This window comes from Teichococcus aerophilus (genome assembly GCF_014490485.1).
In the GTDB taxonomy this organism is placed as follows: Bacteria; Pseudomonadota; Alphaproteobacteria; order Acetobacterales; family Acetobacteraceae; genus Pseudoroseomonas; species Pseudoroseomonas aerophila.
In genome coordinates this window covers 79,542-106,465 of record NZ_JACTVA010000002.1, presented here as the reverse complement: position 1 = coordinate 106,465, position 26,924 = coordinate 79,542, and the positions used below count along the sequence as shown (strand labels likewise).

Here is a 26,924-nt window from a genome sequence, read left to right as displayed (position 1 = left end):
GTCTCATTCCAGTATGGGCCTCGCGCCCAGCAACCCTCCCAGCTGGGCCGCAGGCGCGCGCCGCTTTAGCGCCTTGGGGGCTGCTGCTGCAATTCCTGCCCATACATGAAATAAACGAACTGGTCGAAGCTGTATTCCGTCACCCGGAACCAGCCATACTGGGTCTCCCGGAAGGCCCTCCAGTGCTCGTAGACCTTCTTGAAGTTGGGATTCTGGTCCGCGATCTGGTCGTACAGTTCGAAGGCGGCCTTGTAGCAAGCCTGCATCACCTCGCGCGGAAACGGCCGCAGCTGGGTGCCGGCAGCCACCAGCCGGCGCAGCGCCGCTGGATTCTGCACGTCGTACTTGGCGATCGTCTCGATCGTGGAGTCGCGGCAGGCGCTCTCCAGCACCTCCCGGTACAGGGGCGGCAGCTCCTCCATCTTCGCCTTGTTGACGTAGAAGGAGAGGTTGAGCGAGCCTTCCCAGAACCCTGGGTAATAATAGAAGGGCGCGACACGGTTGAAGCCCAGCTTCTCGTCGTCATACGGCCCGACCCACTCGGCCGCGTCGATCGTGCCCTTCTCCAGCGAGGGATAGATGTCGCCGCCGGCGATCTGCTGCGGAATGACGCCCAGCTTCTGCATGACGCTGCCGGCGATGCCGGCGATGCGGAACTTCAGCCCCTCCAGGTCCTTGACGGTCTTGATCTCCTTGCGAAACCAGCCGCCCATCTGGGCGCCGGTATTGCCGGCGGGGATGGAGACGATGTTATAGCCGGCGAAGAACTCCTTCATCACGTCGCGGCCGCCACCCTGCGTCAGCCAGGCGTTGTTCTGCCGCATGTTCAGGCCGAACGGCACGGCGCCGTCGAAGGCGAAGGTCGGGTCCTTGCCGGTGAAGTAGTAGGAGGCGGTGTGGGCGCATTCCACGGTCCCCGCCTGCACCGCATCCGCCACCTGCAGCCCCGGCACGAGCTCACCGGCCGGGAAGGCTCGGATCTGGAACTTGCCGTCGGTGAGGACGCCTACGCGCTTCGCGACGTACTCGCCGGCACCGTAGATGGTGTCCAGCGAGCGCGGGAAGCTGCTGGCCATGCGCCAGCGGATTTCGGGGGCGGTCTGGGCGATCGCGGGGGCAGCCAGCGCGGCGGTGGTACCCGCCACGGCTGTCCCCGCCAGGAAACGGCGACTGATCATTCCTGTACTGTTCCTCTTGGAGTCCCGGCGGCTTGGATGCCGTCTCGGCGCCAATTCTGACGGGGAACAGGGCGGCTTGTCACCGTTTCTTACATCGGGTGGTTAACGAAGTGCGGCCGCGAAGCCAGGTTTGTCGAGGATGCGATCGATCGCCTGGCTCATCGTGGAGAGCGCGATGGCCCTCAGCTCATCGAGCGAGCCGAACACGCCGGCCGAGAGGGTCAGGACGCTGCCGGCGATCTGGTTGGCCAGCTCCCGGTCCTGCAGCACCGGGGCGCCGCCGGCTGCCGGGGTCAGCGTCACCTGGAACTCCACGGTGGCCTCCCGCCGGCCAACCTGGTCCGACTTGAACTGGATGATGTCGATCGAAAGCAGGTAGCGCGGGGCCCCGGTGGCCAGCATGCCGCGGGCCGCCAGCGCATCGCTGAAGGCCTGGCGCACCACCTCGGATACCGGCACCGGCGCCTCCAGCCGCTTCAGCGGATTGCCGAAGCCGCCGCGTACCGTGCCGATCCAGTTGGGGTCTTCCCGCCCCTCCTCCCGCCGGTCCGTCACCGTGCCGAGTGCCACGACCGGACGGCCGACGGACACCGGCTGGGCCGCCGGTGAATAGGGCATGGACATCTGCGTGGTACCACAGGCGGCCAGGGCGAGGCCCAGCATCGAAAGCAGCAGGAAGCGGCGCATCGGTCTCTCCGTGAAGATCTGGCGGAAGCGATTCGAACGGAATCGGAATGTTCCGCTTTCTCGCTACGCCGACTCCTTCACGAAGCCGGAATCACATCCTTGCGGGTCCCGGCGTCAGGCGAGCCCGCCATTGATGGAGATGGTCTGGCCGGTGATGTACCCGGCCCGCTCCGACGCCAGGAACCCGACCAGATCGGCCACTTCCTCCGGCCGCCCGGCACGCCGCGCCGGTACCATCTTGGCGATCTGCTCCTTCGTCATGACCGCTGACACGGCCGGCGTATCGATCACCCCGGGCGCCACGACATTCGCCGTCACGCCCCGCGGCGCGCATTCCAGGCTGAGCGAGCGGATGGCGCCGGACAGACCCGCCTTCGCCGCCGCGTAATTGGCCTGCCCCCGATTGCCCATGATGGCGGAGACGGAGGAGATGGCGATGATTCGCCCCCACCGCGTGCCGATCATCGGCAGTAGCAGCGGCTGCGTGACGTGGAAGAAGCCGTTCAAGGAGATGTCGACCACGTCATGCCATTGCGGCACCGTCATCGCTGCCATCGGTGCATCGGCATGCGTGCCGGCATTGTGCACCAGCACCTGCAAGGGGCCGGACTCCAGCAGGGCATTGACCGCCGCCATGCTGATCTCCGGGTCCGCCAGGTCGAAGCCGGCGGCCTCGGCGCTATGGCCGGCCTCGCGCAACTCATGGGCCAGCGCCCGCGCCCGCTCGATACCAGCATGGGCATGCAGGATCACGTGCAATCCGTCCTCAGCCAGCCGGCGGCCAATGGCGGCGCCGATCGGGCTGGCGCCGCCAGTGATGAGGGCGCGCTTCACGCGCCCGGCTCCGGCGGCAGGATAATGGCCGCCTGGCCCGACAACAGCGCTGCGCCATCCGCCGTCACCCGGAACGCATAGACGAAGGAACGCGCCTCCCGCGCCAGGGCCGTGGCCTCCACAAGCAGGTCCGCCGTCACGTCGTCCAGCCGCTCCGCACCCAGGTCCAGGTTGCGCAGGCTGGCCAGGTAGCCAGCCGCTTGTGGGCCGTCCTGTGCGGTCAGCGCACCGTGCAGCGCCATGGCCTGCAGCGCGTATTCCACGCCGCACACCGCCGGCAGCACGCCGCCCCGCCGCAGCGGGTTCGCCACATCGCGGTGGGAAACGGCGCCGCAGGTGATGCTGTCCGCATTCCAGGCGAGAGTATGGTCGAGCAGGCACATGCTGCCGGCATGCGGCACCAGCGCGGCGATGCCGGCGTGGTCCAGTTGGTGCGTCACGGCGTCACCTCGATCTCCAGCCGCGCGCCATCCAGCAGCGGCAAGGTCAACTGGGCCGGCCGGCCGGCGGCCAGGGCCGCCAGCAGCGGCAAGGCGCGCGCCGCCGGATTGCCTCGTTCCAGCACCTGCCAGGGAGAAGCCGCAGGGGCTGCCTCGCCCACGCAATAGCGCAGCGTCAGCCGGGCACGCGTTGCGGCGGTCGGTTCGGGCGTCACCACGCAGGCCATGGCGAAGGGAAACTCGGTCGGCTGCAGCTCGGCCAACGGGTTTGGCAGTGGTGCGTCATAGGCACAGAACAGCACCGGCACCTGCCGGGCCGCCGCATGCAGCAGGCCCAGCGGGAAACTGTCCAGATGGCAGCCGATACTGATCGAGGGCTGCGTCGAATGCGCGCCGATGCCCCAGTAGCCCGCCGCGGCGTTGTGCACCGAGTTGTGGAACTGCGTCGGCGAGACCTCGCCCCCCGGCGTCGCCAGCGTTTCCAGGATGGCGCCGACGACCGCGCCATCGCCATTGGAGCTGGCGAACACCGTCTCCAGCGTATCCGGCGCCAGGCCCGACGCCTCCGCCGCCTCGGTGGACGCGGCCAGGGCCAGGCGGACCACCAGGCTGGTGCGGCGGCGTTCCGTCGGTGCCAGCATGGCGGGTGGCGGGACGACGATGGGTGCATCCTGCCAGGGCTGTTCCCCCAGCAGCACGGCCTGGCTGGCGGCCCAGCCCGGTAGCCCCGGGCCCAGCAGCGCCAGGCCGCCGATATGGCATGTCACGCCGCTCATGCGCCGGCCTCCTGCCGCCCCAGCACAAGACTGCAATTGCTGCCGCCGAAGCCGAAGGAGTTGCTGAGCACACGCTGCAACGGCATCCGCCGGTTCTCTGTCACCACATCCGAGCGGAAATCGGGGTCCACCTGCTCCACGCCGAGGCAGCCGGGTACCAAGCCGTCCTGGATGCACAACGCGGCGATGATGGCTTCCAGCGCGCCGGAAGCCCCAAGCGTGTGGCCCGTCCAGCCCTTGGTCGAGGAACAAGGCGTGCCGGCGCCGAAGACATGCGTGACCGCCCTGTCCTCCATCGCGTCATTGGCGCGCGTGCCGGTGCCGTGCAGGTTGATGTAGCCGATCTCCTCCGGCCGCAGCCCGGCCGAATCCAGCGCCGCCCGCATGGCGGTGACCGCCCCCAACCCTTCCGGGTGGGGCGACGACATGTGGTGGCCGTCGCTGCTGGCGCCGGCGCCCAGCACCAGCACCGTGCCCGGCGCCGCATCCTCCGCCCGCACCAGCAGCGCGAGGCCGGCGGCCTCCCCCACCGTGATGCCGTCGCGGTCCGCCGCGCAAGGGCGAGTCGGGCCTTGGGAAAGCAGCGCCAGCGAGCCGAATCCCTGCAACGTCATCCGGCACAGCGTATCGACGCCGCCGACGACGGCGGCATCGCACAGCCCGGCACGGATCAGCACCTCAGCCTCCATGAAGGAGCGCGCGCCGGAGGTGCAGGCAGTGGAGATGGTCAGCGCCGGCCCCGACAGGCCGAGCCGTGCCCGCAGATAGCGCGACAGGGAGAACAGGTCGTGCGTGGCGGCGAAGTCGAAATCGACCGGCAGGGTCGTCTGGCCTTCGGCCCGGCGCCGGTAGGCCGCCTCCGTCTCCGCGATGCCGGAAGTGCTGGTGCCGAGGATGACGGCAATCCGCTCCGCCCCATAGCGCGTCTTGGCCGCCGCGACGCCATCAGCGAACCCGTCCTGCCGCAGCGCCAGCTCCGCCAGCCGGTTGTTGCGGCAATCGTAGCGCGCGAGCTCGGGCGGCAGGTTGACCGACGTGGCTTCCGGCACGCGGCCAACCCAGTGGGCGGGATGATCCTCCGCATCTGCTGGTCGCAGGCCCCCGGTGCGGTCCTGCAAGGATTGGCGGGTGGCAGCGAGGCCGGTGCCCATTGCACTGACGGCCGAGACAGCCGCCAGCGCCAGTGGAGAGAAAGCTGATTGCATGTTCGGTTTCAGTTGGGGGCCTTTTCGCCGGCTGCCAGGGGTGAAGCCGGCCTGGGCGACAACGCCAGTGCCAGCAGGAAGGCCGACAGCACGCCGACCGCGACGGTAAGACCGATGCCGCGCAGCACCGGCGTGGCGCAGAATGCCAGCAGACCGAAGGTCAGCAGTGTGGTGACGGTGCAGTTGAGGATGGCGCCCATCGTCCGCTCCGCTTCCACTTCGCCCTGCCGGGCCGTGGTGCCGAAGAACAGGGCGTAGTCCATCCCCACCCCCGCCGCCAGCAGCAGCGCCACCATATGGAAGGGCGTCAGGCGCTGCCCCATGGCCATCAGGGCCGCCAGCGTCACCAGCATCGCTCCCAGGATCGGCGCGGCGGTCCAGAGCGCGGCGAGCAACCCGCCATGCCAAGCTTGGCCGGGCCGCCGGCCCAAGCCAATGGCCAGCAGCACCAGCACTCCTAGCCCGCCCAGGCCGCACCACAGCAAAGCCTGGCGCGTGGCCACGCCGACGATGCCCTCCATCTCCGCCTTGATATCGACCCAGAGGAGATCGGGCAGGCCCAGCCCGGCCAGCGCTTGCTGGAATGCCGCCTTGTCGCGCAATTCCTGCGGGATGATCAGTCCCTGCCAGCCGTCACCGTGGGGGGAAAGCAGCGGGCCGAGCCGGGCGGCCAGCGTAGGCAAACGGGGCAGGTCAGCTACGGCCAGGGGTGGCAGGGCGCGGCTGTCCTCCAGGCCTTGCAGGAAGCGCTGGAAGGCATCCGGGCGGAAGGGCAAACCGGCAGCCGCCTGCTCAAGGCGCGGCGGCATCGCATCCGCCGCCGGCAGGCTGGCTTGCCGCGCCTGCTGGACGGCAGCGCTGGGCAGGTAGCGGGCGGGGCTGTCGAAGCCGTTCAGCGCACCGCGTGCCATCAGCGGGGCCAACGCATCGCCGACGCGTTCAGCTTGCTGCAGCACGGTCTCGGTCCGCGGCGCGGCCAGCACCACAACGCCGCCGACATCGGCTGCGCCGAGTTGGTGGCGCAGCTCCTTGTCCAGGTCCCGCTGCGCCTGCGGCACCGGGCTGAGGCGGGCCAGGTCGTCCTCCCACCGTACGCCGCCGCCGAACAGCAGGACCAGCAACGCGACCGGCACCGCCAGCGCCACGGCCCGACGGCCCCGCAGCAGCGTCAGGGCTTGGGAGACGAAGCCCGGTAAAGGCCGGGGCATCAGCACCGCATCGCGCAGCAGCCAGGGCAGCACCCAGGCGGTGACCATCACCCCCACCAGCAGCCCGGCCGCGCCGAACAGGCCCAGTTGCGCCAGCAGCGGGAAGCCGGAGGCCATCATTCCGGTCAGGCCCAGCGCGGCGGCACCGGCCGCCAGCCGCAGCGTCGGCCAGATGCGGCGCGCGGTCTGCCGCAGGGTTTCCTCCGGCCGCCGCTGCGTGATCAGCAGCAGCGGGTAGTCCACCACCACGCCCAGCATGGTCATGCCGAAGCCGAGCGCCGCCGCATGCACCGTGCCAAACACCAGCCCGACCGCCGCGACGCCGCTGAGGGAGGCCGCCAGCAACGGCACCGCCACCACCAGCAACATCAGCAGCGAACGGTACCGCAGCCACAGGAAGCCCAGGATCAGCACACCGGACAGCACCGAGATCATCTCGACATCCGCGCGCACGGCGGCGGCCGCCTCGGCACCGAACACGCCAGGCCCGCTGAGCAGCAACCGGGCCGGGCCGGAATCGGCAGCGGCGAAGGCCTGCTGGAAAATCCGCATGGCGGCGGCCTGGGCATCGGTATCCAGCCCGGACGCCTTGCTGCGCGCCACGATCAGCGCACGCGGCGTGGCACTCTCCCCAGCGAACCAGACGCCGGAGCGCAACTGCACTTGGCTCTGCCCCAGCCAGCCACGCAACAGGTCGAAGAACGCACCGGTCGGGTCGGCGAAGCCATAGCGGGCCAGCAGCGGCGAGGCCGAGGAGCGCAGACCCTCGATCAGCCCAGCGAGCCTGGTCTTCAGCGGCTCAGCTTCAAACAGTGCCGGTGCGGTGGAGGGAGACAGGAGGTATCGGTAGCGAAAAATCAGCTCGCGTTCTTCGTCAGACATATCGAGCGACCCGTTGCCTATAAAGGAAAACTGCCCGGACGCCCGCAGCCCGTCCCCCACGGCGCGACTGATCCGGGCCAGCTCGGCCTCCGGCGCGCCCTCGATGCCCGCCAGCAGCACCGTCGTCGCGGCGCCGGAGCGCAGTTCGCGCAGCAGAAACTCCGCGGCAGGAGTCTGGCCCGGGGGCAGCAGATCGCTCATCTCCGTGCGGATCGGCACTGCGCGGAACAGCACCAGACCCAGCAGTGCCAGCAATAGCAACGCCATGACGGCCCTGCTCGCGGCCTGGATCGGGAGCGGCAGCCTCACGGGCTCGGGGTAATCCGCAGCCGCGTCGTACCGTCGCTTCCGCGCGTTTCCACCCGCAGGACCTGGGCGCCCTCTCCATGCAGATCAACCAGTTGCAGAGCGGCTCGAATCCGGATGGAGAGCGGCGTCAACCGCATGCGCCAGCCATTGCCTTCCGGCGCGAAGCTGACCTCGAAGTACTTCCGCAGAGTCGGCAGGTCACCGGCCAGAGTTGAGCGGATGGCTTCCACGAACGGGCGGATATCCGGCGATTGGTCGAGGCTGAGCTCCTGCCGGATGTTCTGGCCGGGCCGCTGCAGCAGCAGCCGGTCGCCTTCGATGCGCAGGATCTCTTCGCTCGGCCAGGTCGTGTGCTTTTCCAGCCGATTGGGGGCGACCCAGGTCAGCGTGCCCGTGCTGGGCAGCGGCGCGCTGAGCTCGGGGATCGCCTTGTCCTCGCTGAAGGTGGCGTGGGCTTCCCGGATGGCGGCCAGGGCCTGCATGGTGCCTTCCAACGTCGTCTCGGCCGATACGGGCCGGCAGAGGGCCAGCGCGACCAGCAGGGCAGCCACGAAGCGAAGCATCATCCTGTGCCGAACTCTTCCCAAAAATCGTAGAAATTGAACCAGTTATAGGGGAATTTTCGAGCGATATCCTCAAAGCGCGACGCATAATCCCGGACGATAACGTCCAGCGCTGCCTGTCGGTCTCGCCGGTCGATGGTAATTCGATCGGCGAAAGGCTGGAAATGCACCTCGTAGCTTCGTGGGCCGGTCCATACCCCGAAGGCGATCATCACCGGGGCGTCCAGCACCCCGGCCAGGATATGCGGCCCCAGGGGGAACGCAGCGTCGGTGCCGAGGAATGGCACACGGGTCACCTTGCCGGTGCCCGGCGTCCGGTCCGCCAGGATGCCGACCAGCCCGTTGCGCTCCAGGCATTCCTTGGCGCGGAGCATGGCGTCCGGCCGGCCCAGGGGAATAACCGCGGCGGCCTGGCGTGGCCCCCACTCCGCGAAAAAGCTGGCGACGTTCGCCGCGTTCTCCTGGTGCATCAGCGCGACGACCTCGACCGGGCAGCCGGTATCGGCCACGGCGCGCATCGCTTCGAAGCTGCCCAGATGGGCGCCGAGCAGGATGCACCCCTGCCCCCGCGCGATCCGTTCGTTCAGCAGGTCCAGCCCGACGACCCGCAACTCGTAGCCGTGCCGCTTGCCATCCACCAGAAACAGGCGGTCCAGCAACGTGGCGGAGAAGACGAAGAAGGAACGAAACACCTCGCGCCGCGTCGGCTCCCGCCCCAGGGCTCGCCGCTGGAAGCGCCGCACTGCTTGCCGCTGCAAGGGCGAGGAGAGGAAGAAGTAGGTGGCGATCGGGTAGAGCAGCGCGTAGCCGATGCGGTACCCCAGCCGGGTGACGATCCAGGCCATCAACCGCAGGGCCGCGAGGCTGCCGCGTTCCTTCTGACGGGTCCAGGTCACAGCGAGACGGCCACTTCCACTTCACCGGCCAGGACGAGCGCCCCGCCGCATTCGCACCGGAAGCCGATGCGGTGGGCGGCGAGCGGTTGCAGGATGATGTCCATCGCCACGTCCGGCCCCACTGGCGCGCGGAACTTGGCATGGCGCAGGCGGCTGACAGTGCCATAACCGGCCTCGGCCACCGCCAGGAACACGGCGTCCAGCAGCAGCACGCCCGGCACCAGCGGGCGGCCGGGGAAATGGCCTTCGAAGCAGGGATGCCCGGCCGGTAGGGAAAAGACGCTCATCCGGCGTCCTGTGCGGGCTGGCGCCCCAGCGTGGCCAGGGCCTGCCGCGTGAGTTTGCCGATCTCGTTGCGGGGCAGCGAAGGCACCAGCACCACGCGGCGTGGCAGGAACACCGGCTCCACCTGCCGCCGCAGAGCGGAGAGGATCTCGCCCGCGCTGCGCTGCGGCGCCACGGCGTAGACCATCAGCCGCGCGGCCGGGTTGCTGTCCAGGTCTTCAGGTGCGACGAACACGCCGTCCTCGACGCCTTCCACCTGCATCAGCAGCCGGTTCAGGCTGGAGAGCGAGGCACGCTTGCCGCCCAGCTTGACCATGTCGGTCCGCCGCCCCAGCAGGCGGAAGCCACCATCAGGCAGGAAGGCCACGGCATCCGCCAACGGCACCAGCTCCGGCATGCCGGGCACGCCGACATGCACGTTCTCCTCCGCATCCCGCTCCAGCACGATGCCGTCATACAAGGTCCAGGCATCGCCGGCGGTGGTGCGGCGGCTGGCGATAGAGCCGATTTCCGTGGCGCCGTAGATCTCCAGCACCGGGGTCTTCCAGGCCTGCTCGGCCTCGTTCGCCAGCTCCGGTGCCAGGGGGGCCGTGGCGGAGATGACGCTCATCAACGGCGGCAGCGCCTCGCGCGACCCCAGCAGGGCCCGCATCTGCAACGGCGTCGTCACCAGCACGCGTGGCGCCGGCACCTCGCGCAGCGCCTCGGCGATCTCGACGGGGTAGAAATGCGGGCCGGTATGGCTGGCGGTCGCGGCATGCAACGGCATCGCCATCGTCGTCTCGAACCCATACATGTGCTGCGGCGGCACCGTGGCGACGAGCGTCGTGGTCCCCGGCCCCGTCAGGCCGAACCGCGCGGCGGCCGCGCGGGTGGCGCCCACCAGGGCACCCCAGGGCTTCGGGTGCGCCGCAGGCTCGCCCGTGCTGCCGGAGGTGAAGCCGATGATGGCGACGCGCGCGGCTGGAATCTCGGGGTTGGGCCCGCCTTCGCCCTGGCCCTCGGCCGTGACGAACAGGGCGTCGGCGGGCGGCTGCCAGCCGCTGGCATGTGCCACGGCGTCCGCATCCGTCAGCACGTACAGGTCCGGATAGCCGGCGGCGATCTCATCCACCCGCCGCTCCGTGCGGTCGGCCGACAGCAGCATGACATGGCTACGGCTGACGGCGGCGGCGAGGCCGAGCAAGGCATGGTAGCGGTCCAGGCACAGGTTCAGCGCGTAGGCGCGCTGTGGCAGCCTGGATGCCAGCGCCGCCACATCGGCCAGGAACCGACCGACCGTGATGGCTTCCGCCCCGCGATAGAACATGATGTCGCCGGAGGCACGGTCGGTCAGCGGAAACGTGTCAGGCATGGGCGGCCATGGTGGCGGCAAGGACGGCGCGCAACGTGCGCAGCGGCGTCGCGATGCCGAAATGGGGAAAGCGCAGCGTGCGGACCACATGCTCCCCCAGGAACAGTGCCAGCATCAGCAAGGCACTGAGGGTGAAGAGCAGCCCGCCATCCACATTGCGCAGCGGCGGCAGGCCAAGCAACGCCAGTGCGTAAAGCGGCGCCAGCGCCAGGAAGAGCAGCGTCCACAGCCAGGTCAGCGTGCGGGTATAGCCAGCGGATTCGTCCACGCAGACGCCGGGGTCATGCCGCGTGTAGCGGGTGATCAGCGCTTCCCGGCCCGGCAGCAGCGTAATGCCGAAATGCGAGGCCATCAGCAGCATGCCGAGGGAAGGCAGCAACCGCACCAGCAGCCCCATGGCATCCGGGCTCGACCACAGGACCATCGCGACGCCAGCCAGCGCGACCCCGAGCCCGAGCCGCGCCACACGGCCCAGATGCCTGCCGATATAAAGCGAGATCCCGCCCAACCCGACCACCGCGGCGGCAGCCGGTTGCCCTAGCCAGCGCAGCGCCAACGCACCCGTGGCCAGGCCGACCAGCGGCACCGACCGCACCAGCATCGGCCCGAGCAGCGGGCGCGACAGCGCCCCGGCCTGCCTCACTGAACGCGATTCTTCTCGATATGCGCCGCCAGGTTCCGCAGGGAGGCGAAGATCTGGCCGTTCCGCTCATCGTCCGAACGCAGTTGGAAGCCATAGCGGCGAGACACGGCCAGGGCGATTTCCAACGCATCGATGGAATCCAGGCCCAGGCCTTCCCCGAATAGCGGGGCGTCAGGGGCAATGTCTTCCGGCGCCATTTCCAGATGCAGGGCTTCGACGATCAAGGCAGCCACCTCGGATTCCATGGCTATCGCAGAACTCAAGATCATCCTCCCTGGGCCGGTCCGGCCAACGCTGAGGGTGGTTTAGCCCGTCGCAACCCCTGGAACCATTCAAAAAAAGCCGCTGGCTGGCCCGTTTCGCTCTCGCCAGTGTTCCGTTGCATTGGGCGTCGTCTCCAATGCTGAAGACGTTTCGCTGCCGGTACTCTGCGGCAGCTTGGTCTCGGCACGGGCTGTGCTTGCGCCGCCCCCAGCCCTACTGGACCGGCGGGAGGGCGCAGCCGCATCAGTCGAACGGGCTGGAGGTGGAATTCACCCGGGCCTCGGAGCGATAGAGCGACCAGGAGAAGCCCAAGGCCACGCTGGTGTTCCATTCGTTCCGGAACAGCGGGCTGTCGTCATTGGCGGCGCCATGGAAGGACTCGATGCGGCCTCCCGCGACCACGGAGAGCCGCTCGGTCAACGGCATCCGGTAGGAGAATTGCAGCTTGGTGCCGAGATACCCTGCCTGTGCGTCATAAGCCGGCCGGTCCGGGCGGGCGTATTCGGGGTCGACCCGGTAGAAGTAGTCCATCAGCCGCCCCGTCGCGAAGACCGGCCCCAGCCCTACACGCAAGCGGGAACCCGTGCGGCCGAGGCCAAGCCGCTCGTAGGCCAGCTCGGGCGACGCCGTGAGGCCGCGGTAATGGACCGAGGACAGGTCGGTGGAGAACACCGCCCGCACCGGCAGCTCCAGGTTCAGCCGCTGCGGTATCTCCTGGTCCCGCCACAGCGTCAGCCGGAAGGATGGGCCGACCTCGCCCTGCCAATCCAGGTCCGGCATGCCCTGCCGCGCCCGGTTGTTGTCCGAGGACGAGGGAAATGCGCCGGAGAAGCTGAGATCCAGCCCGATACTATCGGAATTGTAGAAGCGGCCACGCACGCCCTGATCGTCGCTGCGCAGGATCTCGCCGCGATAGATCACGTAGGGCACTACCAGGCCGCGCAGATGGTTCTGCCCGGCAGCGGGATAGTCGGGCAGCCAGCCACCGCCGCCGCCCAGCCCAGCCTCGAATTTCGGCAGGGTCGTTTGCTCCTGCGCCATCGCCGTGACAGGCAACGCGGCGAGGCAAAGGCCGAGGACGTAGGCGGGCGAGCGGTTCATGACGTGCCTCGTTGGCCAGCGGCCTGCTGTGGAAGGGGGCGGTGACGCTTCTGCCGGCGTCAGCCGGGGCGTGGCTGCGAGCGTTGGTATCGGCACGAATCGTCCTGGGCAGCGGTGGCAGGGCTGTCGTTCCATAGCCGTGCCGAAGCCGGTTCGCCAGGGTCCGCGCGAGGCTCGGCGGCGGCTGGGCCGGGACCACTCAAGCCGGGGAATTCTGCCTGCGCGGCGCATCGGCCGGCCAAGGGTCCGGCAATGGCACCGCCCGCAGGCCCTGGGCGCGCAGCCGCTGGAGCAAAGCGGGCAGTACCGTCAGCAGGGGTGGGCGCCCCCCAGGGTCCGGGCGCCAGGTGCCATCGTGCAGCAGCAGCACCTCCCCCGCCGCGACGCCGTCGAGGCGCCGGAGGATGCGCACCGGATCCGCCAGCCAGCCATCGGCGCCCCGGCGGCTCCAGGAGGCATGGTGCAGGCCGAGCCCCGCCAGCACCGGGTCCAGCAGCGGATTGCGCAGCCCCACCGGCGGGCGGAAGTAGCGCGGCTGCCCCCCAGCCGCCTGGATGGCCTGCTGGGCACGCAGGATCTGCCGCCGCTGCGCCGCCATGCCGAAGGTGGAGAAATGCAGCGGGTGGGTATGCGTATGGTTTTCCACCGTGTGGCCGCCGGCCAGGATGGCGCGGACGAGGCCAGGATGCCGCTGCGCCCGCTCGCCGATCAGGAAGAAGGAGGCGCGTGCGCCGTGCTCGGCCAGCAGCGCCAGTGTCTGTGGGGTCAGGTCGGGGTGCGGGCCGTCATCCAGGGTCAGTGCCACCTCGTTTCGTAGCGCGTGGGATGCCGGCAGGCGGGTGAGGTTTGGCCCCAGCAGCCGGCAGGACGGCACCATCCCGGCGGCCGTCAGCGCCAGGTGGTTCAGCCCGACCGCCCCCAGCGCCCATGGCCAGGCACCCGGCAGCAGCAGCGCAGCCGCCGCCCCCGCATGCAGCCCGGCCGACAGCCGCACCATGGCGGAAGGGCGCCAGCGCCGCGGCGAAGGCGCCTCAGCGGTGGGCGATATAGGAGCGGAAGATCCCAAGGGTGGTCTCGCACTCGACCCGGGCAAAGCCGGCCGCGCGCAGGTGCTGCAGGATGGTCTCTGCCGGCACGCAGGCCTCGATCGTGTCCCAGTAATACTGCATCAGCGTGCCGGAACGGGCACGCGGCGCGGCGACGCGGCACAAGGCCGGCACCACCTTGCCCAGATACGCCTTGGCCAAAGCATGAGCGACCCGCCCTTCCGGCCGGCCGATCTCCAGCAGCAGCACCGTGCCGCCGGGCTTCAGCACGCGGTGGAACTCGGCAAAGGGCGCCGCCAGGTCGGCGACGTGCCGCAACGCGTAGCCCATGGTGATGAAGTCCAGGCTGGCATCACCCAGCGGCAGCGTCTCCGCCCTGCCCAGCATGAAGGGGCCGCCCAGTTGCCGCCGCGCCTCGGACAGCATGCCGGCGCTGGGGTCCAGCCCCATCACCCGACCGGCAGGCCCGGCGAGGTAGCGGGCTTCCCGCGTCACCAGCCCGGTACCGCAGGCCACATCCAGCACCTGGGCGCCGGGGCGCAGGCCGGCGCGGCGCATGGCCTGCCGGCGGTACCAGGCCCCGGTGCCGAGCGAGAACACAGCATTGATCCGGTCGTAGTGCACCGCGGTATCGTCGAAGAGGCGCCGCACGAAGCCAGCCCGCGCCGCTGTCTCCCCGTAATAGCTGGGCAGGGTGGGGTGCGGTGCCTGCGCGCTGGCGGAGGATGCGGCGCTATGCTCTTGGGATGGCAGGCCGTTCAAAGGCGAATCCTCGGCATTTCCGACACCGCAGCGATAGACCGCTTCCATGCCTCTCGGCTAGGGTCGGTACTGGCAGAAGAAGCCCAAAACCGCCATTCATGCCGTACCAGCACCGTCCACTCATCACGCATGCGAGCGCCACGCCGACGCCAGACACCCCTGCCCCGGCATCCCAACGGAGCGTGGGCGGAGCATTCCAGGCGTTCTTGTTCTATCTGCTGCTGCTGGCATTTGCGGTTATCTGCCTGGTCTGGAGCCTGCCGGCCGGGCTGCTGGCGTGGCTGTTGCCACCGTCGGTGGGACGTCCGCTTGGCCAACGCGCCATCTCAGCTGGGTTTCGGCTGTATATCGGCATGCTGAAGGGCAGCGGGCTGCTGCGCTGCGATATGTCGGCGCTGGACACGTTGCGGGATGAGCAGGGCATCGTCATCGCCGCCAACCACCCTTCCCTGTTGGACGCGGTGTTGTTGGTCTCCCGCCTTCCCCACGCCGTTTGCATCGCCAAGGCATCCATTGGACGGAACATCCTGCTGGGCGGCGGCATGCGGTTGGCCGGCTACGTACTGAACGACGCGCCCCTGCCGATGATCCGCAATGCGGCGGAGGCGGTGCGCGCCGGCCGGCAACTCGTCATCTTTCCGGAAGGCACGCGCACGCCGAAGGATGCGGTGGACCTGTGCCCAGGGCCGTTCAGCCGCTCCTTCGCCGTCATGGCGTTGCAGGCGCAGGCGCCGATACAGACCATCCTGATCGAGTGCGAATCGGACTACCTGCGCAAGGGCGTCTCGCTGTTTCGCAAGCCCAAGCTGCCGCTACGCTACAAGCTGCGGCTTGGCCGGCGCTTTCCCGCTGCCGGGGACGCCCAGGCGTTGAGCCGGGAGGTCGAGGTGTATCTGCGAAGCCATCTTTCGCGCCCCGCATCGCCGTGATGAAGCTTGGGGAGTACGCAGCCTGCGAGGGTTGCCCTAAAACCGGTCGGGCATGATGACTTTCTCCCGGACGCATTTCGTCCTGATCCCTTCCTATAATAGCGGCCCGCTGGTGCTGGAGACGGTGCGGTCGGCCAGGGCGTGCTGGAACCCGGTCTGGGTCGTGGTGGATGGCAGCACCGATGGCACCGCGGCGCAGCTGCAGGCCATGGCGGCCAGTGATAGTGGCCTGCGCGTGCTGGTCTTGCCCCGCAACCAGGGCAAGGGTGCCGCCGTATTGCACGGCCTGGAAGCCGCCGCTGCCGAAGGCTTCACCCACGCGCTGGCGATGGACGCGGACGGGCAGCATCCGCCGGACAGCATCCAGCATTTCATGGCGCTTTCCGCGGCCGAGCCGGAAGCACTGATCCTCGGCGAGCCCATCTTCGGCCCGGAGGCACCGCTGGTGCGGGTGCGCGGCCGCCGACTCTCCAACGCCTGCGCCAATGTCGAGACGCTATGGCACGGCATCGGTGATTCGCTGTTCGGCTTCCGCGTCTATCCGGTGGAGCCGCTGATCGAGATCATGCGCGCCAGCCGGTGGATGCGCCGCTACGATTTCGATGCCGAGGCCGCGGTCCGGCTGTGCTGGAAGGGCGTACCGGCCCGCAATGTCCGGGTGCCGGTACGATACCTGCGCGCGGATGAGGGCGGCGTCTCCCATTTCCGCTATGGGCGCGACAACGTGGTGCTGAGCTGGATGCACCTGCGCCTCGGTGCTGGTTTCCTGCTGCGGCTGCCCATGCTGCTGCTGCGAAAGGCCCGCCCGGCGCCGGGCGGTCGGGAAGAGCTTACGCCCCGCTGAAGCGCGGCTCCCGCTTCTCATGCCAGGCGGCCCGGCCTTCGGCGAAATCGGCGGAACGGGCGACGGCGGCGGCACGGGTGGCGATCTCGGCATCATCCGCATCGCCGCGCGCGATGTCGTTCAGCGCCTTCTTCATGCCCTGCACCGCCAGCGGGGCACCGGCGGCCAGGCGCTGCGCCAAGGCCTGCACCCGGGTCTCCAGCTGCGCTGCCGGCAGGGCCTCGTCCAGGTAGCCGACCGCCAGCAGGGCGGCGGTGTCCAGTGGCTCGGCGGTCAGGAACAGCTTCTTGGCGACGGCGAGCCCGAGGCGGCTAACGTAACGGCGCATGCCACTGGGGTAGTAGTGCAGCCCCAGCCGGCAGGCCGGCATCACCAGCCGCATCCCCTCGACGCCGATGCGGAAGTCGCAGGCCAGTGCGAGGTCGGTGGCACCACCATAGACGCTGCCATTGAGGGCACAGATGGTCGGGACGGCCAGCCGTTCCAGCACCTCGATCACCGCTTCCAGGCTGGGGTCGGGCTCACCCTGGCCAAAGGCGCCAATGTGGAAGCCAGCGCTGAAGGACTTGCCCGTGGCGGTGAGGATCAGGACCCGGAGATCCGGCTGAGCCTCGACGCTGTGGAAGATGTCCATCAGCGCCGCCAGATCAGTTGGTTCCAGCCGGTTGTGGTGGCGCGGCCGGCGGAGCGTGATGGTGGCGACAGGCCCGTCCACACGCAGCAGGGGTACCTGCCCGGGTTCGTCTGGCTGCTGCATGGATCGGTGCTTCCCCTTCGTCGCTGCGGCCAGGATTGCCGCCGGCTACCGCGCTGGCAAGGCGGGGGCATGCCAGCGACGCCGCCACGTGGCAGGATGGCGGCATGAGCCAAGATCTCAGCGCCATCACTCCCCGCACCGAAGCCCTGCCGCCGCCTGGCCCTGGCGACCACCTGGCGCTGGCGAAGGCCCTGTTGCGGGAGGCCCTGACCGCGTCATTGGCCAGCCTGGACCCGGCGGGCGGCCATCCTTTCGTCTCGCTGATCGCCATGGCGACGGATTTCGACGGTACGCCCGTCCTGCTCGCATCCAGGCTGGCGCTGCATGATCGCAACATGCGCGGCGACGCCCGCGTCTCGTTGCTGGTGCGCCGCGCGGGGAAAGGCGACCCGCTGGCGCATCCGCGCCTCACCCTTTCCGGCACCGCGCGCCCGGCCACGGCGCCGCATCTGCGCGGCCGCTTCCTGGAGCGGCATCCGAAGGCGGCGCTGTATATCGATTTCCCGGATTTCGGCTTCTGGACGATCACGCCGGAGGCCGCGCATCTGGTGGCCGGGTTTGGGCGCGCGCCGGACCTTCCCGGCGCCGACCTGCTGACGCCGCTGGCCGGTGCCGAATCGCTGCTGGCGGGCGAGGCGGACGCCATCGCGCACATGAATGCCGACCACGCGGATGCGATCGGCCTCTACGCGACCCGGCTGGCGCGGGCCGAGGCCGGGCCCTGGCGCGTGACGGGCTTCGACCCGGAGGGAATGGATCTGGTGCTGGAAGATCGTGGCCTGCGCATCCCATTCCCCGCACGGGTGGCGGACGCGGCAGGCCTGCGCGCGACCCTGGCCCAGATGGCGCGAACGGCGCGCGAGAGGGGTCTAGCGCCAGATCAATGAAGCGAAAGGGGAATGGAGCGGGCGATGGGAATTGAACCCACGACATTCAGCTTGGGAAGCTGACGTTCTACCTCTGAACTACGCCCGCAGCGGGAGCACTCTTAGCCTGCCCTTGTGCGGTCGGCAAGCCGGGCGTAAGGTCCGACCCACTTCCCGGAAGGGGGTGCTCGCGATTTGTCCGGCCAGCTTGCGGCGAGCATAAAGAACCGCGCTAAACGGCCGAGGCGGACTGCGCGTGGAATCGCGTGCAATGCCGCCCCGACCGGGCCGGGTGCCTTCAAGCCCCGAGAGTTGCCGCCCGATGGCCAAGCCCGCACCCACCAGACCGCTTCGCCCCGCCACCCTGCTGGTGCGCGGCGGGCAGATGCGCAGCAACCTCGATGAGACGTCCGAGGCGCTCTACCTGACCTCCGGCTTCGTCTATGACAGCGCCAGCCAGGCCGAGAAGACTTTCACCGGCGAAGTCAGCCACTACCAGTATTCCCGCTTCGGCAATCCAACGATCGAGATGCTGGAAGCGCGGCTGGCGCAGTTGGAGGGGGCCGAGGCCTGCCGCGCCACTGCCACGGGCATGGCCGCCGTCAGCTCTGCCATGCTGTCGCATCTGAAGACCGGTGACCGGGTGGTGGCCAGCCGGGCATTGTTCGGCTCCTGCCACTGGATCGTTTCCACCCTGCTGCCGCGCTACGGCATCCAGACTGAGTTCGTCGATGGCGGCGACCTGGAGCAGTGGAAGGCGGCCTTCAAGCGCCCATGCCAGCTGGTGCTGCTGGAGACCCCGTCCAACCCGATGCTGGAACTGGTGGACCTGGCGACGGTGTGCGAGCTGGCGCATGAGGCCGGCGCCATCGTCGTGGTGGATAACGTCTTCGCCACGCCGCTGCTGCAACGGCCGATGAAGTTCGGCGCCGACGTCGTGGTCTATTCCGCCACCAAGCATTTCGACGGCCAGGGCCGCGTCCTGGGCGGCGCCGTGCTGGGCAACAAGAAGTGGGTTGAGGAAGTGTTGCAGCCCTTCGTGCGCAACACTGGCCCCGCCATCTCCGCCTTCAATGCCTGGACCATCCTGAAGGGTCTGGAGACGCTGCACCTGCGCGTGCCCGCCATGTGCCGCAGCGCCGCCGCCATCGCGCAGATGCTGGAGGAGCGCGCGGAGGTCGAGCGCGTGCACTACCCGTTCCTGGCCAGCCACCCACAATACGGCCTGGCCAAGCAGCAGATGGCCGCCGGCGGCACGCTGGTGACCTTCGACATCAAGGGCGGCAAGGAAGCGACCTTCCGCTTCCTGGATGCGCTGCGGGTGATCGATATCTCCAACAACCTTGGCGACGCCAAGAGCCTCATCACCCACCCGGCGACAACCACTCACATGCGGGTGCCGGCGGAGGAGCGGGCGCGGCTGGGGATCTCAGAAGGATCGGTGCGCCTGTCCGTCGGCCTGGAAGATGTCGCCGACCTGATCGAGGATATCGCGGCCGCACTGGATGCGGCCGCCGTGACGCCGGCGGCGCCCCGCGCCAAGTCGGCTGGGAAGCAGGTGGTCGAGGACTCAGCCCCGGTGCCGCCGCCGGCCCCGGCGAAGCCACGTGGCAAAAAGGCGGAAGCGCCTGCCCCGGCCGCCAAGCCGGCTGCGCCGGACCTGTTCGTCACGGCGATGCAGGACCTGTTCCGCGAGCCTGATGCCGAACCGGCGCCGAAGCCCGCCAAGCGCCGCCAGAAAGCCTGAGCCCCCGGCCGGCGGGAGGGATGCTTCCCTTCCGCCGCGCCGCTGGCGCAGGAGCGCGGTCTGTTCGGCCGCGTAACTCGCGCCTTCCGGTGCTTCCACCTCAGGCCATCACGCTCTAGACGTGTTGCCCGCCATTGATGTGGATTTCCGCACCGTTGATGTAGGAGGAGCGGGCGGAGCAGAGGAACAGGATCGTCTCCGCCACCTCGCTCGCATCGCCCAGGCGGCGCATCGGGATCTGCCGCTGAATGATGTCCTCGGTGCCCGGGGAGAGGATGGCGGTGTCGATCTCGCCCGGGGCAATGGCGTTGACCCGGATGCCGTGGCCGCCGAATTCATGCGCCATCTCCCGTGTCAGCGCCGCCAGCCCGGCCTTCGAGCACGCATAGGCCGCGCCCGCGAAGGGATGCACGCGGGAGCCGACGATGGAGGTTACGTTGACGATCGCCCCTTGGGCGGCCTTCAGCGGCCCGAACAACCCGCGCGCCAGGGTGGCCGTGGCGAACAGGTTGACGTTGAACACGTTCATCCAGGTGGCGTAATCGGTATCCATCAGGCCCATGCGCCCGCCACCCTGGACCTTGGGCGATATGCCAGCGTTGTTGACCAGAGCTTGCAACTTTCCATCCGGCAGGCGGCTTTTCACATCCTCGATCAATGGCCCGAAGGCGGCGGGGTCGGAGAGATCCGCCTGGATGTGGCTCTCTCGCGCTTCGGGCCAGCGGCACTCTTCGGAGAAGGGTTGGCGGGAGACGGTGAGGATCCGCCAGCCCTCCGCCTGGAAGCGCTTCACCGTCGCGTGCCCGATGCCGCGGCTGGCACCGGTCAACAACATGATGGGACGAGTAGGCGCCATGGAGGCGGTCTCCGAAGTCTCGGCTGGGGATGCTGGGCGCGGCGCGACATGAGCCGCGCGCCAAGGCCCCTGTGTTCGCATGATTCGCGCGTCTTGGCGATTCCAGCGCCTTCCTGCTCTACCAGACCCTTAAACGCAGCGCGGGCGCGGCATCTCCCGGCGCCGCGCCCTTTATGATGCCGCCCCCGCGGCACCGCCCGGAAACGGCCGGGCTTCAGTTCAGCGACATCAGCCCTTCGCGAATGGTGGTGAACAGCCGGTCGATCTCGTCCGGAGTGATGATCAACGGCGGGGAAAGCACCAGCGTGTCCCCGGCGGTGCGCACCAGCACGCCCTTGTCGAAACAGTGCTGCATAACGCTGGCCGCGCGCGTGCCGCCGGCGCCGGCCCGCGGTGCCAGCTCGATCGCCGCGAGCAGGCCGATATTGCGGATGTCCACCACATGCGGCGCATCCTTCAGCGCGTGCGCGGCATCTTCCCACACGGATGCGGTCTTGGGCGTGTTCTCGAAGATGCCGTCCTGCTCATAGGTATCCAGCGCGGCGATGCCGGCGGCGCAGGCCAGGGGGTGGCCCGAATAGGTGTAGCCGTGCATCAGTTCCGGCGCTTCCGCCGGACCGTCCATGAACGTGTCGAAGACCTGCCGGTTCACCAGCACGCCGCCCATGGGGACCGCCCCGTTGGTCATGCCCTTGGCGCAGGTGATGATATCCGGCGTGACGCCGAGGACCTGCGCGCCGAACGGGGCGCCGATGCGGCCGAAGCCGGTGATGACCTCATCGAAGATCAGCAGGATGCCGTGGCGGTCGCAGATCTTCCGCAGCCGCTCCAGATAGCCGACCGGGGGCGGCAGCACGCCGCCGGAGCCGGTCACCGGCTCGACAATCACCGCAGCGATGGTGGAAGGGTCCTGGATGGCGCAGATCGCCTCCAGCTCATCCGCCAGATGCGCCCCCCAGGCGGGCAAGCCGCGGGAGAAGGCGTTGTGCTCCGGGTGGTGCGTGTGCGGCAGGTGGTCGACCTCGCCCAGCAGGGGTCCGAAATCGCGCTTATGGCGGGATATCCCGGCAACGGACAGGCCGCCGAAGCCCATGCCATGATAGCCCTTTGCCCGGCCGACCAGGCGAATGCGGCGGCCATCGCCCCGTGCCTGGTGATAGGCCCTGGCGATCTTCAGCGCCGTATCCACTGCCTCGGACCCCGAGTTCACGAAGAAGACGTGGTCCAGCCCCTCCGGCGCCACGGCGGCGATGCGGCGGGCCAGCTCGAAGGCAAGCGGATGGCTCATGCCGAAGGAGGAGACGTAGTCCAGCTTCCCGGCCTGCTCGCGGATGGCGGCGGCGATGCGCGGGGCGTTGTGCCCGGCATTGACGCACCAGAGCCCGGCCATGCCGTCCAGAATCCGGCGCCCGTCGGGCGTGAAGTAGTACATTCCATCGGCGCCGGAGAAGATCTTGGGCTGCGCCTTGAAGGCACGGTTGGCCGTGAAGGGCAACCAGTAGGCCTCCATCGCCTCGGCGCTGGGGGCATCGGTCATGGCATCCTTCATCGGCCTCTCCTCACGGGTTATGTCGGCGCGAGTTCAGCACTTTGAACTGAGAAAAAGCAAGAAGCCTTATTCGGGTGGGCGCGGGCCGATCGGCGGCAGGGCACTGGTCCGCTCCAGGTGCCGCCGCATGAGCAAGGATGCCACCTCGCGCTCACCACGCTCCAACTGCTCCAGGATCTCCAGATGCTGCCGGCAGGACGCGACGACCCCTGCCCGGCCCCAGGACCAGTCGTAATTGCTGAAGCGGCGCAGGCGGGTCTGCTGCTGGATCGCCTGGGCCAGGTGCCGGTTGCCGGATGCGGCGGCGAGGCCGTCATGGAACGAGGCATTCATCTCGAACAACGCGATGGCGCTGGTCTCGGTCCAGGGCGCGGCCAGCATGGCCTGGTGGCGGGCCTGCATCTCCGCCAGCCATCCGGGCGGCAGGGCGAAGCTCGGCATCAGGATGCCCGCGGGCTCCAGCACCAGCCGGAAGCGATAGCTCTCCGCCCGCGCCGCCGGGTCCGTCAGGGTCTGGGTGAACGTCCAACCATGCCCTGGCTTCCGGTCCACCATCGAGATCTCGGACAGGCTGCCCAACACGCGCAGCAGGATCGGCCGGCTGATGCCGTAGCGGCGCATCAGGTCGGCTTCCGAGACCTCGTGCGGCAGGATGCCGGCGACCCGGTCCCGCGCGATCCGCAGGCAGAGCAGCTCGATATCATCCAGTACCGGCGCATGCGCAGCCTCAGGCGTCGGCAAGGCCAGCGTGCGCAGGACATAGCCGCCGGAAGGTCGCCGCTCCGCCACGCCCTGCCGCTCCAATTCCTCCAGCACCGCGCGCACCGGGGTACGGGACACCCGCAGCGCCTTGGCCAGGGCCTGCTCCGTCAGGCGGGCGCCAGGCTCCAGCTGCTCGCGGCGGATCCATTCCAGCACCGGCGTCAGGAGATCGCGTGCCAACCGGCTGAGGTGAAGCGAGGCAGAGGACGCGATTTTCTGTTCCATGTCACACCGAAGTACATTAACGTTTTGCTTCATTCCACCGGAGACACCCGATGCCGCAAGCGGAATGTTGTCAGCCAGCACCACTTCCGGCCTCGATCCAGGCATGACGGTGCCGCTGTGGAGCCTGGGTGCCACCGAAGCCGCCGCGTTGATCCGCAGCGGTGTGCTGTCCAGCCGTGAACTGACGGCCGCGACGCTGCAGCGGCTGGAACAGGTCAATCCCCAGATCAACGCGGTGGTGCGGCGGATGGACGCAGAGGCCCTGGCGGCGGCGGAACAGGCGGACAAGGCCCGCGCCTCCGGCCAGGCACTTGGTGCGCTGCACGGCGTGCCAGTCACCATCAAGGTGAATATCGACCAGGCCGGCCATCCCACAGATGGCGGCGTGGTAGCTTATCGCGACGTCATGGCAACGGAAGACAGCCCGGTCGTGGCGAATTTCCGCAAGGCCGGCGCGGTGATCGTCGGCCGCACCAATACCCCCTGCTACTCCATGCGCTGGTTCACCGACAACGAGTTGCATGGCGCGACCCTGAACCCGTGGGATGCCGGCATCACTTGCGGCGGTTCCTCCGGCGGGGCGGGCGCGGCCGTGGCGGCGGGGATCGGCGCCATTGCCCATGGCAACGACATCGCCGGCTCCGTCCGTTACCCGGCCTATTGCTGCGGCCTGGTGGGCATGCGGCCCAGCTACGGCCGGGTGGCGTCCTTCAACGCCTCCGCCGGGGGCGCTGCGCCGATCTCGTCGCAGCTCATGGCCGTGCAGGGCCCGCTGACCCGCAGCGTGCGGGACAATCGCCTGGCGCTGGAGGTGATGGCGGGCCCGGACCCGCGCGACCCGCGCCACGTAGTGACGGGAGACCTGCCACCGCCGCGCCGACCACGCCACGCCGCCCTGGTGCCCGAGATGGGCGTGACCGACCCCGTCATCGCTGCCGCGGTGCGCGAAGCCGGCTGGCGCCTCCAGGCTGCCGGTTGGACGGTGGAAGAGGTCGCACCCCCACAGCTGCATGAAGCGGCGGCGCTGTGGCCGGCCATGGGCATGCCCGATGTCATTGCCGGGCTGGTGCCGCTGGTCGAGCGCCATGGTGATGCGGCGATCCGCCGGGCGCTAGCGCTGTGGCGGGAGAGCTGGCCGCAGGTGGATGCCAGCACCTGCCTGGCCGCGCTGGCACAGCGCAACGCCATACTGCGCCAGTGGCAATTATTCCTGGAAGACTGGCCCATTCTGGTAATGCCGGTCTCCTGCGCTCTTCCCTATCCGGTGGATGAGGACTTGCGGGACGCCGAGACTACCGCGCGGATGCTGCGGGAACAGGCGCCGATGCTGGCCGTCTCGGCGCTCGGCCTGCCGGGCCTGTCCGTGCCGGTAGGCGGCGGGGCGGGCTGGCCCGTCGGCGTGCAGCTCGTCGCCGGACGGTTCCGCGAAGCCCTCTGCTACGAGGCCGCCGAAATCATCGAGGCGCACCGGCCGCCGATCCTTCCCATCGATCCGCGAGGAGCGCAGTAATGGTCCGCAAGATTCCAGGCCATGGCACGCGGCTGAGCTATTACGATTTCGGCCGCACGACGGTGCAGGCGTGCCAGAGCGACCCCCGTTTCTCCTACTGCGCCTATGTGCCGGAGAGCTATGAGGAGGAGGGTACCCAGTCCTACCCCCTGCTCGTCATCCTGCACGGTACCCTGCGGGACAACGCGGCCTACCGGGAGGCCTTCATCAACCTGGCCGAGCGGTGCCAGCTGATCCTGCTGGCACCGCTGTTTCCCGCCGGCATCACCGCGCCGGGCGAGCTGAACAGCTACAAGTTCCTGCGCGCCGGCGACCTGCGCTACGACGAGATCCTGCTGGATATGGCGGCGGAGATGCGGGCGAAGTACCGCATCAGCGGCCCACGCATGTCCCTGTTCGGCTTCTCAGGCGGTGGGCATTTCGCGCATCGCTTCCTCTACGCGCAGCCGGAAGCGCTGGAGGCTGTATCGATCGGCGCGCCCGGCATCGTCACGCTGCTGGATGACAGCTACGATTTCTGGGCCGGCACGCGGGATTTCGCGAAGCATTTCGGCAAGCCGCTGAACGTCCCCGCCATGCGCGACGTGGCGGTGCAGACCGTCGTCGGCGGCGATGACACGGAAACCTGGGAAATCGCTGTGCCGCGCGAAAGCCGGCTGTGGATGCCGGGCGCCGATGCCATGGGTGCCAACCGCATCGACCGCATCAAGGCCCTTGGCCGCAGCCTGGAGGCACAGCGGATCGCGGTTCGCTGCGATGTCGTACCCGGGGTCGCGCATGACTATGCGCGGGTGGCGCCAGCCGTCGAAGACTTTTTCACCCACCATTTCACACGCTCCCGACGCGGGACCGTAGCCGAGACGGAGATGCAGCCATGACCCCGTTCCGCACTGCCGCGCTGGCTGCCTGCGTGGCCGCGCTGGCCACGACGTTCTGCCAGGATGCGCGGGCGCAGGCGCCGCAGCGCGGTGGCCGGGCTGCCATCTGGCTGAACGCCGATATCCGCAGCCTGGAGCCTGGCATCAACCGGGATGCCAATACCGACGGCATCGTCCACCAGATCTACGAAGGGCTGGTCGGCTACCAGACCGACCTGGGCGTCGGCCCAGCCCTGGCGGATAGCTGGACCTCCAGCGAGGATGGCCGGGTCTGGACCTTCAAGCTGCGCGACAATGCGGTGTTCCACAACGGGGCCCGGCTGACATCGGCCGACGTGAAGGCGGCGTGGGACCGGCAGTGGAACAACCAGGCCTGGCCCTGCCGGCGCATCTTCGACCAGTCGGGTGGCCTGCAGGTGCAGTCGGTGGAGGCGCCGGACGCGTCCACCATCGTCTACCGCATCGCCAATCCCAGCGCGTTGTTCCTGCCCTGGATGGCCAGCGTGCAGTGCGGCGTCGTCGTAGCGCACCAGGACAGCTTCGGGGCGGACGGCAAGTTCCAGGCGCCCATCGGCACCGGCCCCTGGAAGCTGGGCGAATGGCGCCGCGGCGAGCTGGTCACCCTGCAGCGCTTCGAGCAGTACGGCGCAAGCTCCGCGCCCGCCAGCGGCTATTCCGGCCGCCGGGACGTGATGCTGGACCAGGTGATCTACCGGGTGATTCCGGACCAGAGCGCGGCCGAGGCAGCGTTGCAGACCGGCGCCATCGACCTGATGCCGGATGCGGATATCGAGCGCGCCGATGCATTGCGGGCACAGGGGTTACGCGTCCAGTCGGCGCCCGGCCTGTCCTGGAGCACCTTGCTGATCCAGACGAACGACCCGGTGCTGAAGGATCCGCGCATCCGCCGCGCCATGGCGCATGCGATCGACCTGAGCCAATTGGCCGAAATCCGCACCATGGGGCTGGCGGAGCCCAGCCCATCCCCGGTCAGCCCGTCCATGAGCTTCTTCGACGAGAGCTTCCGCGCGTGGCCGGCCTACGACCCGGCACGGGCGCGTGCCCTGCTGCGGGAAGCCGGGTATCGCAACCAGGTCATCAAGCTGCAGACCAACCGCCGCTACAACGGAATGTACGACAATTCCGTCGCGACCCAGGCCATGCTGACGGCGGCCGGCTTCCGTGTGGAATTGGAAGTGCTCGACTGGGCTACGCAGCTTTCCAACTATACCACCGGCAACTTCCAGCTGCAGTCCTTCTCGTTCTCGCCGCGCCTGGACACCGGCCTGGCCTTCAGCTCCCTGGTGGGCGAGAAGGCGCGGGGTGCTTCGGCGCAGTGGGAGAACCCGGAAGTGATCCGCCTGCTGACGGAAAGCTCGGCCACCAGCGACATGACGCGGCGTGCCGAGCTGTTCCGGCAGATGCACGCGTTGATGGCGCAGGACGTGCCCTCCATTGGTCTCTATTTCATGCCTCAGATCGTCGCCAGCCGGCAGGATCTGCAGGGCGTCACTCCCTGGCCGGCCGGGCGCCCGGTCACCTGGGGCATCTGGCGGCAGCGCTGAGGA

The 26,924-nt window shown here is 69.0% G+C and carries 26 protein-coding genes, 1 tRNA gene, 1 pseudogene and 1 riboswitch; of the genes and pseudogenes, 7 read left to right on the top strand and 21 right to left on the bottom strand.

The features are described 5' to 3' along the window. Positions 1 to 65 precede the first annotated feature (65 nt). The 16 genes from IBL26_RS01680 to IBL26_RS01605 all read right to left on the bottom strand — a co-directional run bounded on the left by IBL26_RS01680 (position 66) and on the right by IBL26_RS01605 (position 14,433). A complete protein-coding gene (locus IBL26_RS01680; RefSeq protein ID WP_187782704.1) occupies positions 66 to 1,178 on the bottom strand; it encodes a TRAP transporter substrate-binding protein in 1,113 nt (370 codons plus the stop codon). A 102-nt stretch (positions 1,179 to 1,280) separates the two neighbouring features. Further along, positions 1,281 to 1,865: a YajG family lipoprotein gene (locus IBL26_RS01675; RefSeq protein ID WP_187782703.1), complete on the bottom strand. Its 585-nt coding sequence runs from the start codon at positions 1,863 to 1,865 to the stop codon at positions 1,281 to 1,283. Between the two features lie 114 nt (positions 1,866 to 1,979). After that, entirely contained in the window at positions 1,980 to 2,699 is a 720-nt protein-coding gene (gene fabG, locus IBL26_RS25855; RefSeq protein ID WP_187782702.1) for a 3-oxoacyl-ACP reductase FabG, read from the bottom strand. Further along, on the bottom strand, positions 2,696 to 3,139 hold the full coding sequence (locus tag IBL26_RS26045) for a hydroxymyristoyl-ACP dehydratase (RefSeq protein ID WP_187782701.1): 444 nt from the start codon (positions 3,137 to 3,139) through the stop codon (positions 2,696 to 2,698). Before IBL26_RS26045 ends, fabG begins: the two co-directional genes overlap by 4 nt. Beyond that, a complete protein-coding gene (locus IBL26_RS01660; protein WP_187782700.1) occupies positions 3,136 to 3,915 on the bottom strand; it encodes a beta-ketoacyl synthase chain length factor in 780 nt (259 codons plus the stop codon). The genes IBL26_RS26045 and IBL26_RS01660 overlap by 4 nt, the downstream gene beginning before the upstream one ends. Continuing rightward, a complete protein-coding gene (locus tag IBL26_RS01655) occupies positions 3,912 to 5,120 on the bottom strand; it encodes a beta-ketoacyl-[acyl-carrier-protein] synthase family protein (protein ID WP_187782699.1) in 1,209 nt (402 codons plus the stop codon). Before IBL26_RS01655 ends, IBL26_RS01660 begins: the two co-directional genes overlap by 4 nt. A gap of 8 nt (positions 5,121 to 5,128) precedes the next feature. Then, on the bottom strand, positions 5,129 to 7,477 hold the full coding sequence (locus IBL26_RS01650; protein ID WP_187782698.1) for an MMPL family transporter: 2,349 nt from the start codon (positions 7,475 to 7,477) through the stop codon (positions 5,129 to 5,131). Between the two features lie 38 nt (positions 7,478 to 7,515). Continuing rightward, positions 7,516 to 8,085 (bottom strand): LolA family protein, encoded by a 570-nt coding sequence (locus IBL26_RS01645; protein WP_187782697.1) that lies wholly within the window; start codon positions 8,083 to 8,085, stop codon positions 7,516 to 7,518. Continuing rightward, a complete protein-coding gene (locus IBL26_RS01640; protein ID WP_187782696.1) occupies positions 8,082 to 8,978 on the bottom strand; it encodes an LpxL/LpxP family acyltransferase in 897 nt (298 codons plus the stop codon). The genes IBL26_RS01645 and IBL26_RS01640 overlap by 4 nt, the downstream gene beginning before the upstream one ends. Next, entirely contained in the window at positions 8,975 to 9,265 is a 291-nt protein-coding gene (locus IBL26_RS01635) for a hypothetical protein (protein WP_187782695.1), read from the bottom strand. Before IBL26_RS01635 ends, IBL26_RS01640 begins: the two co-directional genes overlap by 4 nt. Further along, positions 9,262 to 10,617: an AMP-binding protein gene (locus IBL26_RS01630; RefSeq protein WP_187782694.1), complete on the bottom strand. Its 1,356-nt coding sequence runs from the start codon at positions 10,615 to 10,617 to the stop codon at positions 9,262 to 9,264. Before IBL26_RS01630 ends, IBL26_RS01635 begins: the two co-directional genes overlap by 4 nt. After that, the gene (locus IBL26_RS01625) at positions 10,610 to 11,260 is read right to left on the bottom strand and encodes a hypothetical protein (protein WP_187782693.1); all 651 of its coding nucleotides are present in this window, start codon (positions 11,258 to 11,260) and stop codon (positions 10,610 to 10,612) included. The genes IBL26_RS01630 and IBL26_RS01625 overlap by 8 nt, the downstream gene beginning before the upstream one ends. Continuing rightward, entirely contained in the window at positions 11,257 to 11,529 is a 273-nt protein-coding gene (locus tag IBL26_RS01620) for a phosphopantetheine-binding protein (protein WP_206684119.1), read from the bottom strand. The genes IBL26_RS01625 and IBL26_RS01620 overlap by 4 nt, the downstream gene beginning before the upstream one ends. 238 nt (positions 11,530 to 11,767) lie before the next feature. Further along, positions 11,768 to 12,625: a MipA/OmpV family protein gene (locus tag IBL26_RS01615; protein ID WP_187782692.1), complete on the bottom strand. Its 858-nt coding sequence runs from the start codon at positions 12,623 to 12,625 to the stop codon at positions 11,768 to 11,770. A gap of 199 nt (positions 12,626 to 12,824) precedes the next feature. Then, positions 12,825 to 13,622 (bottom strand): polysaccharide deacetylase family protein, encoded by a 798-nt coding sequence (locus IBL26_RS01610; protein WP_187782691.1) that lies wholly within the window; start codon positions 13,620 to 13,622, stop codon positions 12,825 to 12,827. A 34-nt stretch (positions 13,623 to 13,656) separates the two neighbouring features. Continuing rightward, positions 13,657 to 14,433, bottom strand: a complete 777-nt coding sequence (locus tag IBL26_RS01605) for a class I SAM-dependent methyltransferase (RefSeq protein WP_206684118.1) — start codon at positions 14,431 to 14,433, stop codon at positions 13,657 to 13,659. A 206-nt stretch (positions 14,434 to 14,639) separates the two neighbouring features. On the opposite strand from IBL26_RS01605, the gene IBL26_RS01600 reads away from it, so the two are divergent. Together IBL26_RS01600 and IBL26_RS01595 are read left to right on the top strand one after the other, a co-directional pair. Next, on the top strand, positions 14,640 to 15,362 hold the full coding sequence (locus IBL26_RS01600) for a lysophospholipid acyltransferase family protein (RefSeq protein ID WP_187782689.1): 723 nt from the start codon (positions 14,640 to 14,642) through the stop codon (positions 15,360 to 15,362). Positions 15,363 to 15,414: 52 nt separating this feature from the next. After that, on the top strand, positions 15,415 to 16,206 hold the full coding sequence (locus IBL26_RS01595) for a glycosyltransferase family 2 protein (RefSeq protein ID WP_187782688.1): 792 nt from the start codon (positions 15,415 to 15,417) through the stop codon (positions 16,204 to 16,206). Here the strand turns inward: IBL26_RS01595 and IBL26_RS01590 are convergent. Next, positions 16,193 to 16,963 (bottom strand): enoyl-CoA hydratase/isomerase family protein, encoded by a 771-nt coding sequence (locus tag IBL26_RS01590; protein ID WP_187782687.1) that lies wholly within the window; start codon positions 16,961 to 16,963, stop codon positions 16,193 to 16,195. The genes IBL26_RS01595 and IBL26_RS01590 overlap by 14 nt on opposite strands. Positions 16,964 to 17,067: 104 nt before the next feature. Between IBL26_RS01590 and IBL26_RS01585 the strand changes: the two genes are divergently transcribed. Then, on the top strand, positions 17,068 to 17,850 hold the full coding sequence (locus IBL26_RS01585) for a HugZ family pyridoxamine 5'-phosphate oxidase (RefSeq protein WP_187782686.1): 783 nt from the start codon (positions 17,068 to 17,070) through the stop codon (positions 17,848 to 17,850). Between the two features lie 13 nt (positions 17,851 to 17,863). On the opposite strand, the gene IBL26_RS01580 is transcribed toward IBL26_RS01585, so the two are convergent. Beyond that, positions 17,864 to 17,938 (bottom strand) — tRNA-Gly (locus IBL26_RS01580). Positions 17,939 to 18,006: 68 nt separating this feature from the next. Continuing rightward, positions 18,007 to 18,085, top strand: a riboswitch (SAM riboswitch). A gap of 66 nt (positions 18,086 to 18,151) precedes the next feature. Here IBL26_RS01580 and metZ point away from each other — a divergent pair. Next, a pseudogene (metZ, locus tag IBL26_RS01575) lies at positions 18,152 to 19,339 on the top strand (O-succinylhomoserine sulfhydrylase); the annotation flags it as partial. Positions 19,340 to 19,691: 352 nt separating this feature from the next. Here the strand turns inward: metZ and IBL26_RS01570 are convergent. From IBL26_RS01570 to IBL26_RS01560, 3 genes are all read right to left on the bottom strand, one after another. Continuing rightward, positions 19,692 to 20,432: an SDR family NAD(P)-dependent oxidoreductase gene (locus IBL26_RS01570; protein WP_187782684.1), complete on the bottom strand. Its 741-nt coding sequence runs from the start codon at positions 20,430 to 20,432 to the stop codon at positions 19,692 to 19,694. Between the two features lie 214 nt (positions 20,433 to 20,646). After that, a complete protein-coding gene (locus tag IBL26_RS01565; RefSeq protein ID WP_187782683.1) occupies positions 20,647 to 21,981 on the bottom strand; it encodes an aspartate aminotransferase family protein in 1,335 nt (444 codons plus the stop codon). Positions 21,982 to 22,047: 66 nt separating this feature from the next. Beyond that, positions 22,048 to 22,968 carry a GntR family transcriptional regulator gene (locus IBL26_RS01560; RefSeq protein ID WP_187782682.1) on the bottom strand — a complete coding sequence of 307 codons (921 nt, stop codon included), beginning with the start codon at positions 22,966 to 22,968 and terminating at the stop codon, positions 22,048 to 22,050. A gap of 64 nt (positions 22,969 to 23,032) precedes the next feature. Here IBL26_RS01560 and IBL26_RS01555 point away from each other — a divergent pair, with 64 nt between their 5' ends. Genes IBL26_RS01555 through IBL26_RS01545 form a run of 3 tightly spaced genes read left to right on the top strand, consistent with a single transcriptional unit; the run spans position 23,033 to position 26,921 of the window. Beyond that, positions 23,033 to 24,478, top strand: a complete 1,446-nt coding sequence (locus IBL26_RS01555; RefSeq protein WP_241748867.1) for an amidase — start codon at positions 23,033 to 23,035, stop codon at positions 24,476 to 24,478. Beyond that, entirely contained in the window at positions 24,478 to 25,356 is an 879-nt protein-coding gene (locus tag IBL26_RS01550) for an alpha/beta hydrolase (RefSeq protein ID WP_187782681.1), read from the top strand. The genes IBL26_RS01555 and IBL26_RS01550 overlap by 1 nt, the downstream gene beginning before the upstream one ends. Then, positions 25,353 to 26,921: an ABC transporter substrate-binding protein gene (locus IBL26_RS01545; protein WP_187782680.1), complete on the top strand. Its 1,569-nt coding sequence runs from the start codon at positions 25,353 to 25,355 to the stop codon at positions 26,919 to 26,921. The genes IBL26_RS01550 and IBL26_RS01545 overlap by 4 nt, the downstream gene beginning before the upstream one ends. The last annotated feature ends 3 nt before the right edge of the window (positions 26,922 to 26,924 follow it).